This window comes from Microbacterium lemovicicum (assembly GCF_003991875.1).
Classification (GTDB): Bacteria; Actinomycetota; Actinomycetes; order Actinomycetales; family Microbacteriaceae; genus Microbacterium; species Microbacterium lemovicicum.
This window is the reverse complement of the sequence record NZ_CP031423.1, coordinates 48,442-71,888: the sequence shown is the minus strand read 5'-3', so window position 1 is coordinate 71,888 and position 23,447 is coordinate 48,442. Positions and strand designations below refer to the sequence as shown.

General features: G+C 71.6%; 22 protein-coding genes. 16 read left to right on the top strand and 6 right to left on the bottom strand.

Annotated features, from left to right (window positions below; genetic code table 11):
• Positions 1-39: 39 nt before the first annotated feature.
• Entirely contained in the window at positions 40-969 is a 930-nt protein-coding gene (locus tag CVS47_RS00350; protein WP_127094303.1) for an ABC transporter permease, read from the bottom strand.
• Positions 969-2,276 (bottom strand): quaternary amine ABC transporter ATP-binding protein, encoded by a 1,308-nt coding sequence (locus tag CVS47_RS00345; protein WP_241240219.1) that lies wholly within the window; start codon positions 2,274-2,276, stop codon positions 969-971. The genes CVS47_RS00350 and CVS47_RS00345 overlap by 1 nt, the downstream gene beginning before the upstream one ends.
• A gap of 470 nt (positions 2,277-2,746) precedes the next feature.
• Here CVS47_RS00345 and CVS47_RS00340 point away from each other — a divergent pair, with 470 nt between their 5' ends.
• The 4 genes from CVS47_RS00340 to CVS47_RS00325 all read left to right on the top strand — a co-directional run bounded on the left by CVS47_RS00340 (position 2,747) and on the right by CVS47_RS00325 (position 5,333).
• Positions 2,747-3,136, top strand: a complete 390-nt coding sequence (locus CVS47_RS00340; protein ID WP_127094301.1) for a GntR family transcriptional regulator — start codon at positions 2,747-2,749, stop codon at positions 3,134-3,136.
• Positions 3,133-4,077, top strand: a complete 945-nt coding sequence (locus tag CVS47_RS00335) for an ABC transporter ATP-binding protein (protein WP_127094300.1) — start codon at positions 3,133-3,135, stop codon at positions 4,075-4,077. Before CVS47_RS00340 ends, CVS47_RS00335 begins: the two co-directional genes overlap by 4 nt.
• Positions 4,074-4,769: a hypothetical protein gene (locus CVS47_RS00330; protein WP_127094299.1), complete on the top strand. Its 696-nt coding sequence runs from the start codon at positions 4,074-4,076 to the stop codon at positions 4,767-4,769. The genes CVS47_RS00335 and CVS47_RS00330 overlap by 4 nt, the downstream gene beginning before the upstream one ends.
• A gap of 210 nt (positions 4,770-4,979) precedes the next feature.
• A complete protein-coding gene (locus CVS47_RS00325; RefSeq protein WP_127094298.1) occupies positions 4,980-5,333 on the top strand; it encodes a hypothetical protein in 354 nt (117 codons plus the stop codon).
• A 21-nt stretch (positions 5,334-5,354) separates the two neighbouring features.
• On the opposite strand, the gene CVS47_RS00320 is transcribed toward CVS47_RS00325, so the two are convergent.
• Positions 5,355-5,654 carry a chorismate mutase gene (locus CVS47_RS00320; protein ID WP_127094297.1) on the bottom strand — a complete coding sequence of 100 codons (300 nt, stop codon included), beginning with the start codon at positions 5,652-5,654 and terminating at the stop codon, positions 5,355-5,357.
• Between the two features lie 117 nt (positions 5,655-5,771).
• Here CVS47_RS00320 and CVS47_RS00315 point away from each other — a divergent pair, with 117 nt between their 5' ends.
• Complete coding sequence (locus CVS47_RS00315) at positions 5,772-6,941, top strand: AI-2E family transporter (RefSeq protein ID WP_127094296.1); 1,170 nt, start codon at positions 5,772-5,774, stop codon at positions 6,939-6,941.
• Between the two features lie 15 nt (positions 6,942-6,956).
• Here CVS47_RS00315 and CVS47_RS00310 read toward each other — a convergent pair whose 3' ends face one another.
• Entirely contained in the window at positions 6,957-8,246 is a 1,290-nt protein-coding gene (locus CVS47_RS00310; RefSeq protein ID WP_127094295.1) for a lactonase family protein, read from the bottom strand.
• Positions 8,246-9,532, bottom strand: a complete 1,287-nt coding sequence (locus CVS47_RS00305; protein ID WP_127094294.1) for an adenylosuccinate synthase — start codon at positions 9,530-9,532, stop codon at positions 8,246-8,248. Before CVS47_RS00305 ends, CVS47_RS00310 begins: the two co-directional genes overlap by 1 nt.
• Positions 9,533-9,605: 73 nt before the next feature.
• On the opposite strand from CVS47_RS00305, the gene CVS47_RS00300 reads away from it, so the two are divergent.
• The 7 genes from CVS47_RS00300 (at position 9,606) to CVS47_RS00270 (ending at position 16,315) form a co-directional block, all read left to right on the top strand.
• The gene (locus CVS47_RS00300) at positions 9,606-10,337 is read left to right on the top strand and encodes a Pr6Pr family membrane protein (RefSeq protein ID WP_241240218.1); all 732 of its coding nucleotides are present in this window, start codon (positions 9,606-9,608) and stop codon (positions 10,335-10,337) included.
• A gap of 135 nt (positions 10,338-10,472) precedes the next feature.
• Complete coding sequence (locus CVS47_RS00295; RefSeq protein WP_127094293.1) at positions 10,473-11,183, top strand: DUF1684 domain-containing protein; 711 nt, start codon at positions 10,473-10,475, stop codon at positions 11,181-11,183.
• A gap of 57 nt (positions 11,184-11,240) precedes the next feature.
• Positions 11,241-12,743 carry an ABC transporter substrate-binding protein gene (locus tag CVS47_RS00290; RefSeq protein WP_127094292.1) on the top strand — a complete coding sequence of 501 codons (1,503 nt, stop codon included), beginning with the start codon at positions 11,241-11,243 and terminating at the stop codon, positions 12,741-12,743.
• 59 nt (positions 12,744-12,802) lie between these two features.
• Positions 12,803-13,765 (top strand): ABC transporter permease, encoded by a 963-nt coding sequence (locus tag CVS47_RS00285; protein ID WP_127094291.1) that lies wholly within the window; start codon positions 12,803-12,805, stop codon positions 13,763-13,765.
• Positions 13,762-14,634 (top strand): ABC transporter permease, encoded by an 873-nt coding sequence (locus tag CVS47_RS00280; RefSeq protein WP_127094290.1) that lies wholly within the window; start codon positions 13,762-13,764, stop codon positions 14,632-14,634. The genes CVS47_RS00285 and CVS47_RS00280 overlap by 4 nt, the downstream gene beginning before the upstream one ends.
• Positions 14,631-15,563: an ABC transporter ATP-binding protein gene (locus tag CVS47_RS00275; RefSeq protein WP_127094289.1), complete on the top strand. Its 933-nt coding sequence runs from the start codon at positions 14,631-14,633 to the stop codon at positions 15,561-15,563. Before CVS47_RS00280 ends, CVS47_RS00275 begins: the two co-directional genes overlap by 4 nt.
• Positions 15,560-16,315 carry an ABC transporter ATP-binding protein gene (locus CVS47_RS00270; RefSeq protein ID WP_127094288.1) on the top strand — a complete coding sequence of 252 codons (756 nt, stop codon included), beginning with the start codon at positions 15,560-15,562 and terminating at the stop codon, positions 16,313-16,315. The genes CVS47_RS00275 and CVS47_RS00270 overlap by 4 nt, the downstream gene beginning before the upstream one ends.
• 436 nt (positions 16,316-16,751) lie before the next feature.
• On the opposite strand, the gene CVS47_RS00265 is transcribed toward CVS47_RS00270, so the two are convergent.
• The gene (locus CVS47_RS00265; RefSeq protein WP_127094287.1) at positions 16,752-18,083 is read right to left on the bottom strand and encodes an LPXTG cell wall anchor domain-containing protein; all 1,332 of its coding nucleotides are present in this window, start codon (positions 18,081-18,083) and stop codon (positions 16,752-16,754) included.
• Positions 18,084-18,180: 97 nt separating this feature from the next.
• Here CVS47_RS00265 and argG point away from each other — a divergent pair, with 97 nt between their 5' ends.
• The 4 genes from argG to CVS47_RS00245 all read left to right on the top strand — a co-directional run bounded on the left by argG (position 18,181) and on the right by CVS47_RS00245 (position 23,402).
• Positions 18,181-19,623, top strand: coding sequence for an argininosuccinate synthase (gene argG, locus CVS47_RS00260; RefSeq protein ID WP_127094286.1), 1,443 nt, complete (start codon positions 18,181-18,183; stop codon positions 19,621-19,623).
• A gap of 193 nt (positions 19,624-19,816) precedes the next feature.
• Positions 19,817-20,467 carry a TetR/AcrR family transcriptional regulator gene (locus CVS47_RS00255; protein ID WP_127094285.1) on the top strand — a complete coding sequence of 217 codons (651 nt, stop codon included), beginning with the start codon at positions 19,817-19,819 and terminating at the stop codon, positions 20,465-20,467.
• A complete protein-coding gene (locus CVS47_RS00250; RefSeq protein ID WP_206502690.1) occupies positions 20,467-21,468 on the top strand; it encodes a hypothetical protein in 1,002 nt (333 codons plus the stop codon). The genes CVS47_RS00255 and CVS47_RS00250 overlap by 1 nt, the downstream gene beginning before the upstream one ends.
• The gene (locus tag CVS47_RS00245; protein ID WP_127094284.1) at positions 21,465-23,402 is read left to right on the top strand and encodes a YhgE/Pip domain-containing protein; all 1,938 of its coding nucleotides are present in this window, start codon (positions 21,465-21,467) and stop codon (positions 23,400-23,402) included. Before CVS47_RS00250 ends, CVS47_RS00245 begins: the two co-directional genes overlap by 4 nt.
• Positions 23,403-23,447: the final 45 nt, after the last annotated feature.

The following is a 23,447-nucleotide window of genomic DNA, read 5'->3' as shown; positions in this document are numbered from 1 at the left end:
GCATGTCGTCGTCGGTTTCGTAGGAGGGAGTGCCGGGCGTCACGCCACGGGTGCGGGGTGCGGGGCGGCGGCGGGAGTCTCCCGGTTGGGGGTGGTCGCGGAGCGGCGGCGTCGAAGGACGCCGAGCAGGGAGGAGCGGTAGGCCGACGGAGTGCCCAGCGCCGCCGTCACGCGGTCGAGGTAGACCGCGAGGATGACCACGGACAGCCCCGCCTCCACGCCCTTGGCGAGGTTGACCGTCGAGATGGACTCGACGACCTCCTTGCCCAGGCCGTCCGCGCCCACGATGCCGGCCACGACCGCCATCGACAGGGCGAGCATGATCACCTGATTGACGCCGGCCATGATCGTCGGCATCGCCAGGGGTAGCTGGATGCCGCGGAGGATCTGTCCGGGCGTGGCACCGAAGGCGTGCCCGGCCTCGACGGTCTCGGAATCGACCCCGCGGATGCCGAGCTCGGTGAGCCGGACGCCGGGCGGCAGGGCGAAGATGACGGTCGAGACGAGCCCCGGCACGACGCCGATGCTGAAGAACGTGATCGCGGGGATGAGGTAGACGAAGGCCGGCATCGTCTGCATGAAGTCCATGACGGGCTTCATGACCGCGCGGACCGTGTCGTTGCGCGCCGACCAGATGCCCAGCGGCACCGAGATCGCCACGGCGACGACCGTCGCGACGAGCACGAGCGCCAGCGTCTGCATCGAGGTGACCCACTGGCCCATGCCGAGGATGAGGGCGAACGAGACCACGGTTCCCACGGCGAGCTGCCAGGAGCGCACCAGCCAGCCGATGAGCGCCGCCACGACGATCGCCATCACGATCGGAGCGTCCAGGAGCACATCGGTGAGCGACTCGACGAGCCAGCGCACGGTCACCGCGATCACGGTGAGGAGACCGTCGAGGTTGTCGCGGACCCAGTCCACGCCGGCGTCGACCCAGGAGCCGATGGGGATGCGGAACCCGTCCATCAGCGCACCGCCTCTCGCCCGTCGGCCCTGGACGCGTCGGCGGCGTCGTCGCCCTCGGCCAGGAGCCGATCGATGACCTCGGCCGGCACGGGCTGCTGCGGGAGCGTCACCTCCTCCGTGGCACCTGGCCCGGGACCGAGTGCCGCCAGCAGCGTGACGCGCGGGATGACCCCCGTGAGCCGGCCCTGCTCGTCGCGCACGGCCAGCGGCAGCGGCGACTCGACGGCGGGGACGAAGAGGTTCATCAGCACGTCGTCCTCGCTCACGCTCTGCGGCACAGGCCGCAGGATCGACTCGAGCGAGGTGACGCCGGCGCGGACGAGCTTCACGGCATCGCGGTCGGTCACGATGCCCTGGAGCACCCGGTCGCGTCCGGTCACGTAGGCGGCCGACATGTACGCGTCGCGCATCTGGCGCAGCGCCGTCCGGGGGCCGGCCGAGACGGACACGACCGGGCGCGGGCGCTCCATGACGTGCGCCGCCGTGAGCACGCGGGCGCGGTCGACGTCCTGCACGAACTGCTCCACGTAGTCGTTGGCGGGGTCGGTGAGGATGTCCTCGGGAGTGCCGATCTGGACGATGCGCCCGTCGCGCATGACCGCGATGCGGTCGCCGAGGAACATCGCCTCGTTCAGGTCGTGCGTGATGAAGACGATGGTCTTGCGGAGCTTCTGCTGCAGCTCGAGGAGCTGCTCCTGCATCTCGCGGCGGATGAGCGGGTCGAGGGCGCTGAAGGCCTCGTCCATGAGCAGGATGTCGGTGTCCGCGGCGAGCGCTCGGGCGATGCCGACGCGCTGCTGCATTCCTCCCGACAGGGCCGAGGGCAGCGTGTCGCCCCAGCCTTCGAGTCCGACGAGGGTCAGGATCTCCTCGGCCCGGGCCAGACGCTCGGCCTTGCCGATGCCGCGCAGCTCGAGCGGGTAGGCGACGTTGTCGGCGACCGTGCGGTGCGGCAGAAGTGCGAAGTGCTGGAAGACCATCGAGACGCGGTCGCGCCGCAGGGCTCGCAGGCGGCTGGGGGAGAGCTCGGTGATGGACTGATCGGACACGACGATCTCGCCGGCGGTGGTGTCGTGCAGCCCGTTGAGCATGCGGATGACGGTGGACTTGCCCGAGCCGGACAGGCCCATGATGACGAAGATCTCACCGGTGCGCACCGTGAAGGACGCGTCGATGACGGCGGCCGTCCCGGCGTCGGCCACTTCGCGGCGGGACGCGCCCGCGGACAGGCGCTGGACGGCGGATCGGGGATTGCGGCCGAAGACCTTGTACAGGCCTCGGGCCTCGATGGCAGGCGGAGCGGTCACATGCACCTCGGCGGCGCGCACGGCGCCGCGGGGTCGCGCCCGGGTGGCGATCCGTCCGGCGCCCCGTCGGGGCAGATTCCGGGCCGCGGGCATCCGACCCGCGGAGGGACCGCCGACCGTACGGACGTCGGTCTGGCTTCGCTGGCCACCGGCGTCCGCGGACTGGTCGGGGTTGACATCCCTCTCGGGACTCGTCAACGGTTCCACGGGTCGGCGAAGCTGGCAAATCCTGATGACCGGTTGACCGATTCGCTGAAGACGGCCACACGCGCCCGTGATAACAAGCGCGGCGCGAGCGCGCAAATCATTCCCGCAGACCGCCGCAGACCGCGTCTTTCCGCGGCTCGAGCGCGGTGCGGCATCCCCTTCCGCAGAGTTACACGTCCGTTATCGAAGATCGGGGTTGACAGGCGGGGAAGGAGCGTTGCATGGTTAGTTAGTCAAGTAATTAACCACCGAACGAGGTGCACGTGATCGACGAAGGCCGACCGCTCTTCCTGCAGATCAGCGAGAGCGTCGAAGACGCGATCATCGACGGCAGCCTGTCCGAGGAGGGCCAGGCGCCGTCGACGAACGAGCTCGCCGCGTTCCACCGCATCAATCCGGCGACCGCCGGGAAGGGAGTCAACATGCTCGTCGACAAAGGCGTGCTCTACAAGAGACGCGGCGTCGGCATGTTCGTCGCACCCGGTGCGCGCGAACTGCTGCTGGCCGACCGGCGCACGTCGTTCGGCGACCGCTTCGTCGATCCGCTGCTGGTCGAGGCGCGCAAGCTCGGGCTGGGCCCGGACGACCTCGCGGCGCTCATCCGCGATCGCGCCGCCGCAGCATCCGCCATCACCGGAAGGAGCGCTTCATGAGCGCCGTCATCGAGGTCGAGGGCCTCACCAAGCGCTACCGCGACACGCTCGCCCTGGACCAGGTCTCGTTCTCGGTCGAGAAGGACAGCATCACCGGTCTCCTGGGCCGCAACGGGGCCGGCAAGACCACCCTGATGTCCATCCTGACGGCCCAGAACTTCGCCACGTCGGGCCGGGTGCGCGTCTTCGGGCAGGACCCATACGAGAACAGCGACGTGCTCGGCCGCATCTGCTTCGTGCGCGAGAGCCAGCGCTACCCCGACGACGCCCTGCCGAAGCACGCGTTCGACACCGCCCGGCTGTTCTTCCCGCACTGGGACCAGGAGCTCGCCGACCGGCTGGTGGACGAGTTCCAGCTTCCGGCGAAGACGCGCATCAAGAAGCTGTCCCGCGGTCAGCTCTCGGCTGTCGGCGTCGTGATCGGGCTGGCCGCGCGGGCCGACATCACCTTCTTCGACGAGCCCTACCTGGGACTCGACGCCGTCGCCCGGCAGATCTTCTACGACCGTCTGCTGGAGGACTACGCCGAGCACCCGCGCACGGTGATCCTTTCGAGTCACCTGATCGACGAGGTGTCGAACCTGCTGGAGCGCGTGCTGGTGATCGACCGCGGCCGCATCGTGATGGACGACGACACCGAGTCGGTGCGCGAACGGGCGGCGAACATCGTCGGCGACGTGGCCGCCGTCGAGGCCTTCACCGCCGCCCGCGAGGTCGTCCACCGGGAGAGCCTCGGCCGCACGGTGTCGGTCACGGTGCTCGGCGCCCTGACCCCCGAGGACCGTCGCCGCCTGGCGGAGGCAGGACTCGACGTCGCGCCGGTGTCGCTGCAGCAGCTGATCGTCCGCACCACCCAGCACTCGGCGTCCGGCGACCCCGCCGACGCGTCCGACCACCCGGCGCCCGCACGCGCCTCCGCGCAGGAAGGAGCGGGACGATGACCCGCACGCTCAATGTCGTCCGCATGCAGCTGATCAACCGGCAGACCTACATCTGGGTGCCCGTGATCGTGCTCCTCGGCTCGTTCGCCATCGCTTTCGCCGTGTACGAGCTGCTCTTCTCGGTCGGCGTGACCACCCCGAAGTACGGCGGCGGCGCGCAGGCGCCGCTGTGGTACTTCGGCGTGGTCGGCGTGCAGGCGCTGACCCTCACCTTCCCGTTCTCGCAGGCGATGAGCGTCACCCGCCGGGAGTTCTACATCGGCACGCTCGTGACGGCCGGCATCACCTCCGTGCTGCTGTCGGTGATCTTCGTCATCGGCGGGCTCGTGGAGCAGGCCACCCGCGGCTGGGGCATCGAGGGGTACTTCTTCTACCTGCCCTGGCTGTGGGAGGCGGGACCGCTCGGCGCGGGCGTCGTCTTCTTCGCCATCGCCCTGCTGTTCTTCGTCGTCGGCTTCTGGGCGGCGACCATCTACAAGCGCTTCGGCGCCCTGGCCACCACGGCCACGCTGATCGGCACCGCCGCGCTGCTGGTGGCGCTGGCCTGGCTGATCACCGCCACCGGATCGTGGCCGGCGGTCACCGAGAGGTTCGTCGCGCTGGGCGCCCTGGGCCTGGCGGTGTGGGGTCTCGTTCTGATCACGGTTCTCGCGGCATCCTCGTTCCTCACCCTCCGTCGCGCGGTGCCCTGAGCCCGTCGACGATCGCTCCGCCCTCCCGCGAGACAGCATTTGGGCCCGCGAGACAGCATCAGGGCGGCGAGACCGAGGGTGAGCCCCGTGGTCTCGCCGCCCCGCTGCAGTCTCGCGGGTTCCTCGGAGGGCGACGGGACGGCGCCTACCCGAGCGGGGGTCGTGAAGCAAGCGGCATCTTTCCCGAGGCCGACATGTCACGATCCTTCAATGGACCCCCTCGCCGCCGCAGACTCCGCCGCAGACAGCGGCCTCGGGGCGCTGCTGGACGGCATCGGCGCCGGGGACGCGCCGTGCCTCACGCGCCTGTACGACGCACTGTCGCCGAAGGTCTTCGGACTGCTGATCGCTCTCATCCCCGACCGGCGGGTCGCCGAGACGGTGCTCGCCGACGTGTTCGTGGAGATCTGGGAGACCGCCGCGGGGCGTCCTCGCCGATCCACCGCGGCGGAGTGGATGATCGCGATCACCCGCCGCCGCGCCGCACTGGCCCGCGAGGGCGTCGCGCAGCGTGTGCCCGAGCCGGGCGCCCGGCGCGCGGACACCGGCATCATCACGCTCTGACGTCGCCGCCGAAGCAGAGGCTCAGGCGCCTTCGGCCGCGCTCCGGTGGTGGCGGATGACCTCCGACACCACGAATGTGAACCACTTGTGGGCGAACTCCGGATCGAGGTCGGCGTCTTCGGCGAGACTGCGCAGCCGCGCGATCTGCGTCTGCTCCCGGTCGGGGTCGGAGGCGGGCATGCCGTGCTGGGCCTTGAGCACGCCGACCTGCTGCGTGCAGCGGAAGCGCTCGGCGAGCATGAAGATGAGGGCGGCGTCGATGTTGTCGATGCTCGCGCGCAGGCGCTGCAGGGTGATCGTCGGATCAGCGGTGTCGGTCATGGCATCCTCCTCGGACTCCCGACGATAGCGCCCCGCGCCATGACCTCCCGGCGTCACACCGGGTGCCGCGCCCGCACGCCGCCGGGCCGCTCCGGCGCGCGGACCTAGAGTGTGTCCATGACCGACGCCACCCCCGCCCCCTCGCCCTCGCCCGGAGCCGACTCGCCCGGCGTGAGCACCGACACCGGGGAGGTCATGGCCGCCGCGACGGCGGCCACCGACCGGGGCGGCCGGCCGTTCTGGGCGCACCTGGACAGCCCCTTCGCGGCCGGCTTCCTGCTCACGCTCGGCGGACTGCTCGCGCTCGTCCTGGGCTTCGCGGTCAGCAGCATCTCCACGGTGCTGATCTACATCGCCCTGGCCATGTTCGCCGCGCTCGGCCTGGACCCCATCGTGAAGTTCCTGGCCCGCCGCGGCATCGCCCGGCCGTGGGGCATCACCATCGTCTTCGTCGTGTTCGGCGCCCTCATCGCCGGGCTGCTGTGGCTGGTCGTGCCGACGTTCGTCGATCAGGTCACCGGCTTCATCCAGAGCATCCCGGCCACGATCTCCGACTTCCGCAACTCCGACGTCTTCCACTGGCTCGAGGGCATCTTCGGCGACGGCCTCGGCTCGCTCGTCAACGATCTGCAGACCTTCGCCACCAACCCCGCGAACATCGCCGCCATCTCCGGCGGCATCCTCAAGGTCGGCGCGAACATCGCCACCGCCATCTCGGGCGCTCTCATCGTCGTCGTGCTGACCCTGTACTTCGTGGCGTCGCTGCCCGCCATCAAGGAATCGCTCACCCGCTTCGCGCCGGCCCGCAACCGGGCGGGCGTGCGGGACCTCACCACCCAGATCACCGACTCCGTGGGCAGCTACCTCATGGGCATGGTCATCCTGGCCTTCTTCAACTCCGTCGTCGCCTTCCTGCTGCACCTCTTCCTCGGGCTGCCGTTCCCCCTGCTGATGGGCGTGATCGCGTTCGCGATCACGATCATCCCGCTGGTCGGCCCGGTGCTCTACTGGATCCTCGGCACCGTCCTCGCGCTGTTCACGAGCCCCGTGGCCGCCCTGATCTTCGGCATCGCCTACCTCGTCTACATCCAGGTCGAGGCGTACGTGCTGACGCCGCGGGTGATGTCGAAGGCGATCTCGATCCCCGGCTCACTGGTCGTGATCGGCGCGCTCATCGGCGGCACCCTGCTCGGACTCCTGGGCGCCCTCATCGCCGTCCCCGTGACGGCGTCGATCCTGCTGATCATCAAGCAGGTGTTCCTGCCGAAGCAGGACGCCAAGATCTGACCCGGATGCCGCGGCTCAGCGCCGCGCGGGGAGGATGCGCGTGGGCGACGGCGCCTCGGTGCGCGAGCGCACCCGACCGGGCACGCCCGTGCGGATGTCGAGGGTGAGCGACACCACGTCGTCGGAGCGCTCCCCGGCCACGAGCAGGATGTCGCGCGAGACGAGGTGATGGCGCGGCCACGTCACCCCGGCGTCGACGAGCGCGACGGCCTCCAGCCGATCGCCTTCGCCGCGCACGCGCAGCGTCGCGATGGTGTCGGAACCGCGGATGCCGGCGTAGAGGAACTGCCCGTCGTGCGAGCGCGCCAGCTCCGCACCGGTGTCTCCGTCCATCGTCAGGGCGGAGGCGGCGATGCCGCCGAGCAGCCGCCAGCGCCCGTCGGGGCCGGCGGCGAGGGTGAAGATCTCGCGGGAATACTCCGCGAGCACGTGCAGGTGCCCGCTCGGGTGCAGCACCATGTGCCGCGGACCGGATCCCCGCGGCAGCACGACCTCGCCGTCGATACGGATGCCGGTCGAGCCGATCCGCCAGAACCGCACGAGGTCGAAGCCCAGGTCGGTCGTGGCGACGCGCCCGTCGGGGAGGTACACCGCCGCGTGCGCGCGCGACACCCGCTCCGGCACGCCCCCGGCGACCGGCGGCGCCGCCTCGGCCACCGCGTCCTCGGCCAGGTCGTACTCGGGCACGAGGTGCCCGTACTCGTCGCCCGCGGCCGCGCGCAGGGCACGGGATGCCGCGGCGAGCTCCGCGTCGAGGGCGGAGGGCCCGACGCCCATGCCCGGGACCGTGAAGAGGCCGGCGGCCAGGGCCGCACCCTCCGCGCCCCCGAACGACTCCCCCGCCGATCCGTCGCCCGTGGTGGCGAAGGGATCGACCGGACCCGCGAACGGATCGGCGGCTGCGGCGGCGATCACGGGCGCGGCGGGGGTGCCCGCAGCATCCAGACTCATCCGCACCACGCGTCCGTCGCCCCAGCAGCTGGCCACGAGCGTGCGGCCGTCGGGAGCCACGGCCGCGTGGCAGACGGCCTCGCCCGCGTCGACCGGCGCGCCCAGCGGAACGAAGGAGTCGAGGCCGGTCCGGCGGAACGCCGCCACCTGTCCGCGGTGCTCGAGCGTCGCGTAGACGACGTCGAGGGTCGGATGCTGCGCCAGCCACGACGGGGACGCCGCTGCGGCAGCGGTTCCGACGAAGGACAGCGGACCGCCGGCCGACGCGACGTCGGGCTCACCGGCCCGGAGCGCGCCGATGCCGGCGGCACGACCGCCGGCGTCGGACGTGTACGAGCCGAGCCAGAACCTCATCAGTCCAGCAGGTCGTGGCGCACGACCACCGCATCTCGGGCAGCGCCCACGCCGATGACCGAGATGCGGGTGCCGCTCATCTCCTCGAGCGTCAGCACGTAGTCCTGCGCCGCCTTCGGGAGGTCCTCGAACGTGCGGGCCGTGGAGATGTCCTCCTTCCAGCCGGGGAGGTTCACCAGGATCGGCGTCGCGTGGTGGAAGTCGGACTGATTGACCGGCACCTCGTCGTAGCGCACGCCGTCGACGTCGTAGGCGACGCAGACGGGGATCTCTTCGAGACCCGTGAGGATGTCGAGCTTGGTCAGCACGAGGTCGGTGATGCCGTTGATGCGCGTCGCGTAGCGCGTGATCGGGGCGTCGTACCAGCCGACGCGGCGCGGGCGGCCGGTCGTCGTGCCGAACTCGAACCCGCGCGAGCGCAGGAAGTCGCCGTTCGCGTCGAACAGCTCGGTCGGGAAGGGTCCGGAGCCGACGCGCGTCGTGTACGCCTTCACGATGCCGACGATGCGGTCGAGGCGGTTGGGTCCGATGCCCGAGCCCGTGGAGGCCCCGCCGGCGGTCGCCGACGAGCTCGTCACGAACGGGTAGGTGCCGTGGTCGATGTCGAGCATCGTGGCCTGGCCGCCCTCGAAGACCACGACCTCGCCGGCGTCCAGCGCGCCGCTGAGGAGGAGTCCGGTGTCGCACACCATCGGGCGCAGGCGCTCGACGTAGGACAGGAGGTCCTCGACGATCTCGTCGACCGCGATCGCGCGGCGGTTGAAGACCTTCACCAGCAGGTGGTTCTTCTGGTCGAGGGCGCCTTCGACCTTCTGGCGCAGGATGTTCTCGTCGAAGATGTCCTGCACGCGGATGCCGACGCGGTTGATCTTGTCGGCGTACGCCGGACCGATCCCCCGGCCGGTCGTGCCGATCATCCGCTTCCCGAGGAAGCGCTCCGTCACCTTGTCGAGCGTGCGGTGGTACTGCGTGATGAGGTGAGCGTTCGCGCTCACCTTGAGCCGGCTGGTGTCGACACCGCGGGCGTTGAGCGCCTCGAGCTCGGCGAAGAGCACCTCCGGGTCGATGACCACGCCGTTGCCGATGACCGGGTTGACCCCGGGCGAGAGGATGCCGGACGGCAGCAGGTGCAGCGCGTACTTCTCGTCGCCGATCACCACCGTGTGGCCGGCGTTGTTGCCGCCGTTGAACTTGACGACCCAGTCGGTGCGCTCACCGAGGAGATCGGTGGCCTTGCCCTTGCCCTCGTCCCCCCATTGCACTCCGACGATGACGATGCCTGGCATGGGTGCTCCCCCGTGTCGCGGACGGTACACCCCATCCTACCGAGGCGCGGAGCCGGGCAGATATGGTGAGCCCATGACCCGCACCCTCGCCTGGGCGCGCCTGTGGACCGTGCTCCGCGCGCTGATGGCCGTCGTGATCCTCGCCGCCGTGTTCGCCCAGCTCGGCGCGTCGCTGAGCGCCGCCGCAGCCGACGGCAAGGACATGCTCACGATCGTCACGAACTTCTTCAGCTTCTTCACGATCCTCTCCAACGTCCTCGCGGCGATCGTGCTGCTGATCTCGGTCGTCTGGTTCTTCACCCGCAGGCAAGCTCGCGAGCAGTTCGAGGACGCCGGCACGCGCCTGATCGAGCCGGCCGCGCTGGCGACCGCGGTGGCCTGCGTGTCGACGTACATGATCATCACGGGGATCGTCTACAACACCCTGCTGCGCAGCATCACGCTGCCGCAGGGCAGCGAGCCGATCCCGTGGTCGAACGAGACGCTGCACCTCGTCGGCCCCCTCTTCCTCCTCGCCGACCTCTTCCTCGGCCCGGCGCGGCGCTCCCTCCCATGGTCGCGCGTGCTGGCGATCATCGTGTTCCCGATCGTCTGGGTGGTCTACACGCTGCTCCGCGGCCCGCTCATCACCAACCCCGGCAACGGCCAGCCCTTCTGGTACCCGTACCCGTTCCTGAACCCGAACAACCCGGGCGGCTGGGGCTCCGTCGTCATCTACGTGATCATCATCTCGATCGCCTTCCTCGTCGTCGGCTCGTTCGTCGTCTGGTGGCGGCGTCGCACGGGGACGCACCTGTCCGATTGAGCAGGGAAGAACTCCGGTCGCTGGGCGAAAGCTGACGGCGTCCGCGGGGCGGGAATACCCGGGCGTCGCCCGGTATTGCCCTTCATGACGCCCGATTGCGTCACCCTCCCCCGCGAAAACGAGAATGGTTCCACCATGCCCGCATCCGACGACCACGCCTCCTGGCTGCAGGACCGCACCCGCGCGGTGACGTCCGCGACCGGAAACCTCTCCCTCGTCGAGACCCGCTGGACCGGCGACCTGCCCGACATCGAGGCCGCGCGCGCCTCGGCGGCCCCCACCGTGCAGGTGACGCCGCTCACGCGCACGCACCTCGACACCGGCGCGCCCGAGCACGGCCTGCGGTTCTGGGACGCCGACGCCCCGGCGATCCGCGCCTTCGACCGCATCGACGCCTACCCCTACGACCCGGAGTGGGTCGTCTTCGGCGAGTTCACCCCCGTCTCGCTCGGGCGCACGGTGCCGTTCGAGCACATCCGCGACAACGGCGGCACGCGCGAGCTGGTCGTCCCCGGAGACATCCACGCGACGATCGAGGGCCAGGACGTCACGCTGGCCGCGTTCGACGACGGCGGCACCCTCCTGCTCGTCTTCGGCGACGAGACCAACGGCGTCGAGACGTACGGCTCCGGGCGCTTCCTGTTCGTGGAGACGGATGCCGCGGCCTCCCCCGACGGCCCGATCCCGGTCACGCTCGACTTCAACCGCGCCTTCGTCCCGCCGTGCGGCTTCTCCGCCCAGTACAACTGCCCGCTGCCGCCGGCCTCGAACCGCTTCGCGTTCCCTGTGCGCGCGGGCGAGAAGAACGTCGTGTTCCGCGACGGCTTCGACATCTACTCGGCCTGAGCCGCGGCATCCCCCACACCACAGCACCCCCCGCATCACCGCACCTGGAGCACGCCCATGAGAAGACCCTTCATCGCCCTGACGACGGCCGTCGCCGCAGCACTCGTGCTCGCCGGCTGCGCCGCCGGCGGCGGCAGCGCCTCTACGTCGGGCGACAGCACCGACGCCACGATCGCCGTCGGCTCGCTCTACGAGCCCCAGAACCTGAGCAACACGCAGGGCGGCGGCCAGGGCATCACCGAGGCGTTCAACGGCAACGTATACGAGGGCCTGTTCCGGCTCACCGATGACGGCCAGGTCGAGCCGCTGCTCGCCGAGGGCTCCGAGGTCAGCGACGACGGCCTCACCTACACGATCACGCTCCGCGAGGGGGTCACCTTCCACTCCGGCAAGGCGCTGACCTCCGCCGACGTGAAGAACAGCGTCGAGGCCGTGACGGCCGAGGACTCCAAGTCGGCCCGCAAGTCGAGCTTCGGCAAGATCGCCGACATCGCGACGCCCGATGACCGCACGGTGGTCTTCACGCTCGCCGATCGCTCCATCTCGTTCCTGTACAACCTCAGCTACGTCTGGATCGTCAACACCGACGCCGGCGACCTGACCGCGAAGGAAGACGGGACCGGCCCGTACACGCTCGACGAGTGGCGCCAGGGCAGCACCCTGACCCTCACGCGCTTCGACGGCTACTGGGGCGAGGCGGCCGAGAACGCCGAGGTCGTCTTCACCTACTTCACGGATGCCACGGCCGAGGCCAACGCGCTGCGCACCGGCGAGATCGACATCATCACCAGCATCCAGAGCCCCGACGCCCTGACCCAGTTCGAAGGCGACGACGCGTACACGGTGAGCGAGGGAACCTCCACGACCAAGGAGCTCCTCGCCTTCAACGACCGCGTGGCGCCGTTCGACGACACGCAGGTGCGCAAGGCGGTCTACTCCGCGATCGACCGGAAGCAGCTGCTCTCCTCGATCTGGGGCGACTATGGCACGCTCATCGGCTCGATGGTGCCCCCGACCGATCCCTGGTACGAGGACCTCACCGACGTGAACCCCTACGACCCCGCCCTCGCGAAGCAGCTGCTCGCCGAGGCCGGCTACGCCGACGGGTTCACCTTCACGCTCGACACCCCGAGCTACGACCCGCACCCCGCCGTGGCGGAGTTCCTCCAGTCCCAGCTCGCCGAGGTCGGCATCACCGTCGAGATCAACACGATCAGCGCCGACGAGTGGTACACGAAGGTGTTCCAGGAGCGCGATTTCACCGCCACGCTCCAGGAGCACGTCAACGACCGCGACGTAGTCTGGTACGGCAACCCCGACTTCTACTGGGGCTACGACAACCCGCAGGTGACGCAGTGGGTGAGCGAGGCCGAGCAGGCCGCGTCCACCGACGAGCAGACCGAGCTGCTGCGCAAGGTGAACGAGCAGATCGCCGCCGACGCGGCGAGCGCCTGGCTCTACCTCTACCCTCAGATCGTGGTCGCCTCCAGCGACCTCAGCGGCTACCCCGTCAACGGCCTGAACTCGCAGTTCTACGTCTACGACATCGTCCTGTCCTGAGTGAACGCGGGATGCCGCGGCCGCACCTCGCGGCCGCGGCATCCCGCATTTCGGATCCCATGCCCTCTTATCTCCTGCGCCGGTCGGCCTTCCTCGCGCTCTCGCTCGTGGTGGCGCTGATCGTCATCTTCGTGCTGCTGCGGCTGCTGCCCGGCGACCCCGCGAACGCGCTGCTCTCGGTCGACGCGACGCCCGAGCAGATCGCCGCCGCCCGCGCACAGGTCGGATCCGACCAGCCGCTGCTGCAGCAGTTCGCCACGTGGGCGGGGCAGCTCGTGCGCTTCGACCTCGGCGACTCGTTCATCAGCGGTCGGCCGGTGGGCGACGAGATCGCCGCGCGCATGGTCATCACGATCCCCCTCACCCTGCTCGCCTTCGGCCTCGCGCTGCTGGTGTCGCTCGTCGTCGGCATCACCGCCGCCGTGAAGAGCGACCGCTGGTACGGGGTGGCGTTGTCGGGGTTCTCGCAGCTCGGCGTCGCCGTGCCGGTGTTCTGGGTCGGCGTGGTGCTGGTGTGGATCTTCGCCCTGCAGCTCGGCCTCCTCCCCTCCGGCGGCTTCCCCCGTCGCGACTGGCGCGATCCCGCCGACGCGCTGCGCTCCCTCACCCTTCCCGTCATCACCATCGCGATCGTGATGAGCGCGTCGCTGAGCCGCTACGTGCGCTCGGCCACGCTCGACGTGCTCGGCAGCGACTACCTGCGCACCGCTCGCTCGGGCGGCGCCGGCCGCACCGAGGCGCTGCTGCGCCACGGCGTGCGCAACGGCGCGGTGCCCGTGATCGCGGTGCTCGGCATCGAGCTGTCGACGACCCTGCTCGGCGCCGTGGTCGTCGAGAGCGTCTTCACCCTGCCCGGACTCGGCAGCATGCTGCTCACGGGCATCCAGCAGCACGACTTCGCGAACATCCAGGGCGTGCTGGTGGTCAGCACCCTCTTCGTGCTGCTCGTCGGCTTCGCCGCCGACATCGTGCAGCGCCTCGTCGATCCGCGCCTGCGCACGAGCGTCTCGGGCAACCGATGAGCGAGGTCGTCACGCCTGAGATCGTCGAGGATGTCGCGGCCCTCGGCCGCCGCGCCCGTCGACGTCAGCCGACGCTCGTGCTGGGGATCGCCCTCACCGCGCTCATCGCGGTGATCGCCCTCGTGTCGCTCGTGTGGCTGCCGTACCCGCTGTCCGAGCTCGGCGGCGGACGCCTGTCGCCTCCGAGCGCCGCGCACCTGCTCGGCACGGACCGCCTCGGACGCGACCTGCTCTCGCAGCTCATGGTCGGCGCCCGGATCGCCCTCGTGGTGGGCCTCGGGGCGGTGCTGATCTCCGGCATCCTGGGCACCCTCATCGGCGTGCTCACCGCCCTCGCCCGCCCGTGGCTCGACGACACGCTCTCTGCCGCGCTCGACGTGGTCATCGCCTTCCCCGTGCTGCTGCTGGCGATGCTCGTCGTCGCCGTGCAGGGACCGTCGCTGTGGTCGGCGATCCTCGCGATCGGTCTGGCCATGTCGGCCGTCGTCGCCCGCCTCAGCCGCATCCTCGCGCGCCGGGTGCTCCAGGAGCAGTTCGTCACCGCCGCCCGCACGAGCGGCGCGAGCACCTGGGCGGTCGTCCGCGACCACGTGCTGCCGAACATCGCGCCGACGCTCATGGTGAGCCTGGCGCTGCAGTTCGGCGTCGCCGTGCTCGCCGAGGCGAGCCTGTCGTACCTCGGTCTCGGCGCCCCGCCGCCCAACGCGTCATGGGGCCGCCTGCTGCAGGAGGCGCAGGGCACGGTGCTGACCGCCCCGGTCGGCGCGATCGCCCCCGGCATCGCCGTCATCGTGCTCGTGCTCGGGGTCAACTTCCTCGCCGACGGCCTCCGCGACCTCACCGACCCGACCAGGCGGAGGGCGCGATGAGCCTGCTCGAGATCTCCGGCCTCACCGTCCGCGCCGCCGGCACCGTGCTCGTCGACGACGTCTCGCTCGCGGTCGGCCCCGGCGACCGCGTCGGGCTGATCGGCGAATCGGGGTCGGGCAAGTCGCTGACCTCCCTCGCCGCCGTCGGGCTGCTGCCCGACGCGCTGCGGGTCTCGGGGTCGGTGCTGCTCGACGGCCACGAGGTGGTCGGTGCGGGCGACCGCACGCTGCGACCCCTGCGCGGGCCGGTCGCGCAGGTCGTGTTCCAGGAGCCGCTCACGGCCCTCGATCCGCTGATGCGCGTCGGGGCGCAGATCGCCGAGCCGCTGCGGCGCCACCTCGGGCTGCGCGGGGCGGCGTTGCGCGACGCCGTCCGCGAGGCCCTCGCGGAGGTCGTCCTGACCGACCCGCGCATCGCCCGCGCCTATCCGCACGAGCTCTCCGGCGGTCAGCGCCAGCGCGTGGCCATCGCGATGGCCCTCGCCGCACGGCCGCGCCTGCTCATCGCCGACGAGCCCACGACGGCGCTCGACGTGACGGTGCAGGACGCGGTGCTCTCCCTCCTCGAGCGGCTCGTGGCCGAGCGCGGCATGGCGCTGCTGTTCGTCAGCCACGACCTCGCGGTCGTCTCTCGCATGACGGAGCGCATCGCCGTGCTCCGTGGCGGCCGCGTCGTGGAGAGCGGACCGGTGGGCGACGTGCTGTGGGCGCCGCAGCATCCGTACACCGCCGCCCTCGTCGCCAGCGCCCGCGCTCTCGACGACGCGCTGGATCCGGATGCGTCGGGTGCTGTGCCGGATGCGGATGCCGCGGGTCCGGCTGCTGCGGATGCCGTGCCCGGTGCGGATGCGTCGGATGCCGTGCCCGGTGAGGGTGCCGTGCCCGGTTCGGATGCCGCGGGTCGCGGGTCGGACGGAGGTGCCGCATGAGCGTGCTCGACCTGCGGGATGCGGACTTCGCCTACGGCTCCCGGCCGGTGCTGCAGGGTGTCTCGATCGCCGTCGAGGAGGGCGGCGCCGTCGGCCTGGTCGGCGAGTCCGGCGCGGGCAAGTCGACGATCCTGCGGCTGCTGCTGGGGCTGGACGTGCCGTCCCGCGGCGAGGTGCTCTTCGACGGCTCGCCGCTGCGCGTGCGCGACCGCGCGGCGATGCGCCGCTTCCGCGCAGGTGTGCAGCCGGTGTTCCAGGATCCGTACTCCTCGCTCGACCCGCGCCTGCGCATCGAGCAGACCGTCGCGGAGCCGCTGCGCGCGCTGCGCCTCGCCCGCGGCGACGACGCCCGCGCCCGGGTCGCCGAGGCGCTGACCTCGGTCGGGCTGCCGGTCGACGTGCGCGACCGGTACCCGCACGAGTTCTCCGGCGGCCAGCGCCAGCGCATCGCCATCGCCCGTGCGATCGTCTCCCGTCCGCGGGTGCTCCTGGCCGACGAGCCGGTCAGTGCGCTGGATGTCACGACCCGCGTGCAGGTGATCGACCTGCTCGCCCGCCTGCGGGCCGAGCAGGGCCTCGCGATCGTCATGGTCTCGCACGACCTGGGCGCCGTCGCGGCGGTCTGCGAGCGCACCGTCGTGCTCCGCGACGGTCGCGTCGTGGAGGAGGGGCCGACCCGCGGCATCCTGTCGTCTCCGGCGACCGACTACGCGCGCGCCCTCGTCGCCGCCGTTCCGCGCCTGCCGCGCTGAGCGTCGCGCCTGTCCCTCATCTAACACCTGCTGCGGGAATCTCACGCTGATCTCCGCACGGAGGGCCACCTGAAGGCGAGACGCTGCGGCGCTGCGGTGGGCCAGCGCGTCCAGTCGTCAGCCGGCGCGGCTTAGCTGACGCCTGCGGCGGGATCCGCGCGCTGATTCCCGCAGGAAGCGTCACCTGAAGGCGAGCGGATGCCGCGCCGCGGCCACTGCCAGGCTTCACTGACGCCTGCTGCGGGATCCGCGCGCTGATTCCCGCAAGAAGCGTCACCTGAAGGGGCGGATGCCACACTCCGGCCACTGCGAGGCTTCACTGACACTTTTTGCGGGAACCGCGCGCTGATTCCCGCAGGAAGCGTCACCTGAAGGCGAGCGGATGCCGCGCCGCGGCCACTCCGCGAAAGCAGGGAGCCGCGGCACGGCCGAGGGTTCAGCTGGTGCGGCGACGGCGCGTGATGATCGCGGCGGCGATCCCGGCCAGCAGGAGGACACCGCCGGCGAGCCCGGCGAACAGCACCTGATCGCCGTCCGCTCCCGTGTCGGGGAGGTGCGTGACGCCGCCGATCCCCGTCGCCGTCGAACTCGGCGCGGGCGCCGGCGTGCTCGGCGACGGCACCGGCGCAGGGCTGGACGGCACCGGCGCCGGGCTGGACGGCTCGGGTGACGGGTCGACGACGGGTTCGACGACGATCGGCGCGAGAACGATCGACCCGTCGTCGCCCTCGGGCTCGCCGGGGATCGCGATCGGCGGCGGCGCCGCATATCCCTCCGGGACGAGGACCTGCGCCTGGTACCCGTCCGCCGACTCCTCGAGCTCTGCGGTGAACGCGCCCGAGTCGGCGTCCACCGGCACCACCACCGGCTCGCCCTGCAGGTCGAGCAGCGGGGTGCCCGCGGCATCCTCGATCTGCACCGCCGTGCCCTCGGGCACCGTGCCGTCGGCGAGTGCGACGGTGCCCGTCACGGTGACCTTCGGCGCGGGGGCGGCCAGCCACAGCTGCGACGTGGGCGCGCCGTCTCGGACGCCGAGGGTGAGGGTGATCGCCCGCACGGCGGCGGACGGCGTGAACCACCCGTAGGCTCCCGAGGTGTCACGGGAGGGCGCCGGCGCGCCCGGGAGGCTGTTGCCGCGCAGGGTCCCTGGCACGTAGTCGATGCCGTCGAACGCCTCCGGTGCGGTCACCCACACCGGCGCATCGGTGAAGGGCGCCGTGGTGCAGGTTCCCGGCCGGGGGCTGGAGCCGCAGTAGTTCTCCGCCCCGCGGAAGCCGAGATCGGCGATCGGCAGCGGAACGGTGCCCGCGGCATCCGCCCACGCCTGCACGACGATCCACTCGGCATCGACGTCGCCGAGCGCCATGCCCCACCCGGCGGGCGGGGAGTCGGCGAAGGAGAGGAACGTGGTCGAGTTCCCCCCGCCCCGGGCGGCGGAGAGGGTGACATAGGGCTGCAGGCGGGTCGAGCCGAACTCCGCGCCGAAGGCCGTGGCCGCGTTGAGGTACGCGCTCGCGCCGCTCGCGGTCGTGACCGTCGTCGCGGTCGAGGTGAGGGTCGCGGCCGGGGAGCCGGCGGAGGCGGCGAAGTCCGGGGCAGCCGTGTAGGCGCCCGCCGATCCGCTCACCGTCCACGTCGGGAAGACGCCGAGCTCGTCGGCGGGAAGCGCCGACGCGGGGGTGGCGGCGGCGATCGCGAGGACGGATGCCGCGGCGAGCGCGACCACGGAGCGCGCGAGGGTCCGGCGAACAGCGGTGTTCGGAGCCATGGGGCTCAGGCTAGGTCACGGCCGGCGGCTTGGCCAGCACCGGGGTTCCGCCGAGCACGGAACGGGGGCGCCGCGGCCGCTTGGCTAAACTCGGAGCATGTCCAAGGTCCTGCAGTCCCTGCCCGTCGGCGAGCGCGTCGGCATCGCCTTCTCGGGGGGCCTCGACACCTCCGTCGCCGTCGCCTGGATGCGCGACAAGGGCGCCGTGCCCTGCACCTACACGGGCGACCTGGGCCAGCCCGACGAGGACGACATCGCCTCGATCCCGAACCGCGCGCTGGAGTACGGCGCGGAGGTCGCGCGCATCGTCGACGCGAAGCGCGCGCTGGTCGAGGAGGGCTTCGGGGCGCTCGCGTGCGGCGCGTTCCACATCCGCTCCGGCGGGCGCACCTACTTCAACACCACGCCGCTCGGCCGTGCCGTCACCGGCACGCTGCTCGTGCGCGCGATGAAGGAGGACGGCGTCGACATCTGGGGCGACGGCTCCACCTACAAGGGCAACGACATCGAGCGGTTCTACCGCTACGGCCTGCTGGCCAACCCCGCGCTGCGCATCTACAAGCCGTGGCTCGACGCCGACTTCGTCACCGAGCTCGGCGGCCGCAAGGAGATGAGCGAGTGGCTCGTCGCGCACGGCTTCCCCTACCGCGACTCCGCCGAGAAGGCCTACTCCACCGACGCGAACATCTGGGGCGCGACCCACGAGGCGAAGACCCTCGAGCACCTCGACGTCTCGCTCGAGACCGTCGAGCCCATCATGGGCGTGCGGTTCTGGGACCCCGCGGTCGAGATCGCGACGGAGGACGTAACGGTCACCTTCGACGGCGGCCGTCCGGTGGCGCTCAACGGCGTCGAGTACCCCGACCCGGTCGCGCTCGTCTTCGAGGCGAACCGCATCGGCGGTCGTCACGGCCTCGGCATGAGCGACCAGATCGAGAACCGCATCATCGAGGCGAAGTCGCGCGGCATCTACGAGGCACCGGGCATGGCCCTGCTGTTCATCGCGTACGAGCGCCTGGTCAACGGCATCCTGAACGAGGACACCCTCGCGACCTATCACGAGCAGGGTCGCCGCCTCGGCCGTCTCATGTACGAGGGCCGCTGGCTGGAGCCGCAGTCGCTCATGCTGCGCGAGTCCATCCAGAAGTGGGTCGGATCGACGATCACCGGCACGGTCACCCTGCGCCTGCGCCGCGGCGAGGACTACACGATCCTCGACACCGTCGCGCCGCACATGTCGTACGGCCCCGAGAAGCTGTCGATGGAGCGCGTCGGCGACGCCGCCTTCGGACCCGTCGACCGGATTGGCCAGCTCACGATGCGCAACCTCGACATCGCCGACTCGCGCTCCCGCCTGGAGCAGTACGCCGGCCTCGGCCTCATCGGCGGCGCCACCGCCGAGCTCGTCGGAGAGCTCCAGCAGGGCGGTGCGGACGACATCATCGAGCACGCGTCGGGCTACTCGTCGGAGCGCGAGCGTCTCGCCGACGCCGTGGACGAGGCCTCCGAGGGCTCGGCCTTCGACTCCGGCACCGACTGACCCCGGCGGTCCGGCTCCTTCAAGGTGTCGCCGGAATCAGGGATGTCACGAGCATCAGGGGATGCCGCGGCGTCCGGCCTGACTCTCGTGACATACCTGATTCCGGGCACTCCTGAGCGGGCCGCGCGTGCCGGGTTGTGAACGCATCTATAAAACTGCACAAGCATGTGCACGTTAGAGTACACTCGAGGACGTGACCACCACTTCCTCCGAGCGACGCCCGCGGCGCGACGCCGTGCAGAACCGCGCCGGCATCCTCGCCGCCGCCACCGAGACGATCGCCGGCGACCCGCGCGCTTCGGTCGACGCGATCGCGCGCACGGCCGGCCTCTCACGGCGCGCGCTCTACGGCCATTTCGCCGACCGCGATGCGCTCGTCCGCGACCTGATCGCCGCCGGCGCCCAGCGTTTCAACGCGATCGCCGTCCGCGTGCAGGACCGCGACGCCCGCGTCGCCCTCGCCCGGCTCGCCGCCCAGCTGTGGGCCGAAGCCGCACACGTGCAGGTGATCGCGGCCATCGCGCTGGACGACGCCCACGTGCAGGAGACGGCCGACGCCCTCGCACCCCTGCGTCGCGCAGTCGTCGACGTCGTGCGCCGCGGCCAGGACGACGGCACGCTCCGCACCGACGTCGCCGCGCCCACGCTCGCCCGGCTCGTCGAGGAGGCGGCACGCACCGTGATCATGCGCGTGGATGCCTCCTCGCCCGAGGCGCAGTCGCTCGCGGTCCGCTCGACCCTGTCGATCGCCGGACTGTCCTGGCGCGAGAGCATCGAGCTCCTCGCCGACCACCCCGACCTCCTCGCCGCTCCGGCGAGCACCCCTGTCGCGGACGCCGACTGATGCGCGTCTCGCTCGACCGGGTGCGCAAGGGACGCCGCGGCGAAGCACTCCCCGAGACGTCCCTCACGTTCTCCTCCGGCACCGTGACGCTCGCCGTCGCCGAGACCGAGCAGCGCCCGACCGTGCTGGGCCTCCTCTCCTCCGGACGCATGCGGCCCGACAGCGGCACCGTGACCCTCGACGGGACGGCCGACAGCCGCGGCATCCGTCGTCGCGTCGCCCTCGTCGACGCCCCCGCCGTCAGCGAGCCGGCACCGAACGTCTCGGTGGCCGGACTCGTCGGCGAGGAGCTCATGTTCGCCGGCCGCCGCGCCGACCCCTTCGCCGCGCGCGCGTGGCTCGCCGATCGCGGTCTGCGCGACCTCGCCTCCACGCCCCTCGCCGACGTCTCGCCCGAGGACAGACTCCGGATGCTGTGCGAGCTCGCCCTCCTCCGCCCGGGTGTCGACGGCCTCGTCGTCGTCGCCCCCGACCGCCACGGCGGGGCGCCGCTGATGTGGTGGCGACTGCTGCACGAGTACGCCGACCGTGGCGCCGCGGTGCTCGTGATCGCCGGACGCGCGTCGGAATGGGCCATCGACCACCAGACCGCGATCGACGACATCGCCGCGGGCGAGGAGTTCGTCACGGAGGCGCTCGGCGAGGTGTCGGAGCGGCAGGCCGCCTTCGCGCAGAGCGGCGGCGCATCGCTCATGGGCGCGGAGCCGGAACCGGCACCGGCACCGGCACCGGCACCGGCACCGGCACCGGCAGACGACCGTGGGCCTGATCCCGAGCCGGAGCAGGCGCCCACCGTCGCACCGGAGGATGACCCAGCCCCCGAGCCGCAACCGGCACCCGAGCCGGCACTCGCACCCGAGCCGGCGCCCGCACCCGAGCCCGCACCCGAGCCCGAGCCCGCACCCGCACCGGACGCCGAGCCGGAGCGCGAGCCGGCACCCGAGCCCGCCCCCACCGCAGACGACGCACCCGGCACCACCGAAGAGGAGAACCGCTCATGAAGGTTCCCGCGATGATCGCGGCCGAGTTCCGCCGCCTGACCGCGACGCGCATGTCCGTCATCGCACTGATCGCGCTGCTCGCCGTGCCCATCGTCTACGGCGGGCTCTACCTCTGGGCGAACCAGGACCCCTACGGACGCCTCTCCCAGGTGCCCGTCGCCCTCGTGGTCGAAGACACCGGTGCGACCCTCAACGGCGCCGAACGCAACCTGGGCGACGAAGTGGCCGACCAGCTCACCACCAGCGGCTCCTTCGACTGGCACGTCGTGGATGCTGCGGCCGCGGCATCCGGACTCGACGACGGCGTCTACGACTTCTCCGTCGAGATCCCCGCCGACTTCACCACCGCGATCGCCTCCATCTCGACGAACGATCCCCGGCCCGCGACCCTGCACCTGCGCACCAACGACGCCAACAACTACCTCGCCACGACCATCGGCACCCAGACCGTGGAGCGCATCCGCTCGACGGTGACGGAGAAGGTCGTCGCGGAGGCCGGACTGACGTTGCTCGACGCGCTCAACACCATCCGTGTGCAGCTGACCGACGCCACCACCGGCGCCGGACAGCTCGTCGACGGGCTCGCCTCCGCCCGGGACGGCTCCGCGCAGCTCGTCGCCGGCTCGTCGCAGCTGGCCGACGGCACGGCGCAGCTCCGCGACGGCGCCGCGACCCTTGCCGACGGCGCCGCCCAGGTCTCCCGCGGCGCGGCCCAGGCGGCCGACGGCGCCGGACAGGTCGCGGACGGCAGCGCGCAGGTCGCCGACGGCACCGCGCGCATCGACGACATCGCCCAGCGCGTGGGCGACGCCGCGACCGAGGTCACCTCGCTCGTCCCGCAGGTGCGGGCCGACATCGCCCAGCGCCTGGCCGACCGCGGGGTGGACCCCGCCGTGATCGACGAGATCCTCGCGCGGCTCGACCCGATCGGCGAGCGCGTGACCGCGGTCGACGACCGCGTCCAGGCCGCCGTGGGCCAGGTGAATCGGCTCGATGCCGGCGCGCAGCAGGTGGCGAGCGGCGCCCAGCAGGTCGCGGGCGGCAGCGCTCAGGTCGCCACCGGCAGCGCCCAGCTCGCCACCGGCAGCGCCTCCCTGCGCGACGGCGCGGCCTCGGCGGCCGACGGCGCGGCGGCGCTGCGGGACGGCATCTCCGGCCTCGACGGCGGACTCGGACAGCTCGAGGACGGCGCGACGACGCTGCGTGACGGCCTGCAGAGCGGAATCGACCAGCTTCCCGACACCGACGCCGCCACCCGCGGGCAGCAGGCCTCGACACTGGCCGCGCCCGTCTCGGTCGACGCGGCGACCCTCGCGCCGGCGCAGAACTACGGCGCCGGGCTCGCACCCTTCTTCGCCGCGCTGGCCGGCTGGATCGGCATCTACGCGCTGTTCCTCATCGTGAAGCCCGTCTCGCGCCGCGCCGTCACGGCGCTCCACTCCCCGCTGCGGGTGACCCTCGCGGGCTGGGCGACGCCCGCCCTCTTCGGGGGGCTCCAGATGCTCGGACTCTTCGGCGTGCTCGCCCTCGCTCTCGGCTTCTCGTTCGCGAACCCGCTCGCGACCCTCGGCATCCTCGTGCTGGCGTCGTTCACGTACGCGGCGATCATCCTGGCGCTCAACGTCTGGCTGGGCTCGGTGGGTCAGTTCCTCGGACTCGTGCTCATGGTGCTGCAGCTGGTCACCGCGGGCGGCACGTTCCCCTGGCAGACCCTGCCCGCGCCGCTGGCCGCACTCCACCACGTCCTGCCGATGGGCTATGTCGTCGACGCGATGCGGCAGGTCATGTACGGGGGCGACCTCAGCCGGGTGAGCGGCGATCTGGCCGTGCTTCTGACGTGGATGCTGGGGGCACTGGTGCTGACCGCGATCGGGGTGTCGCGCATGACACGACGACGGACCCTGCGGGATCTTCAGCCCAGCCTGATCGGCTGACCGGAGGGTCGGGCGCACGCGAAAGGGCCGCGGCATCCCTCAGGA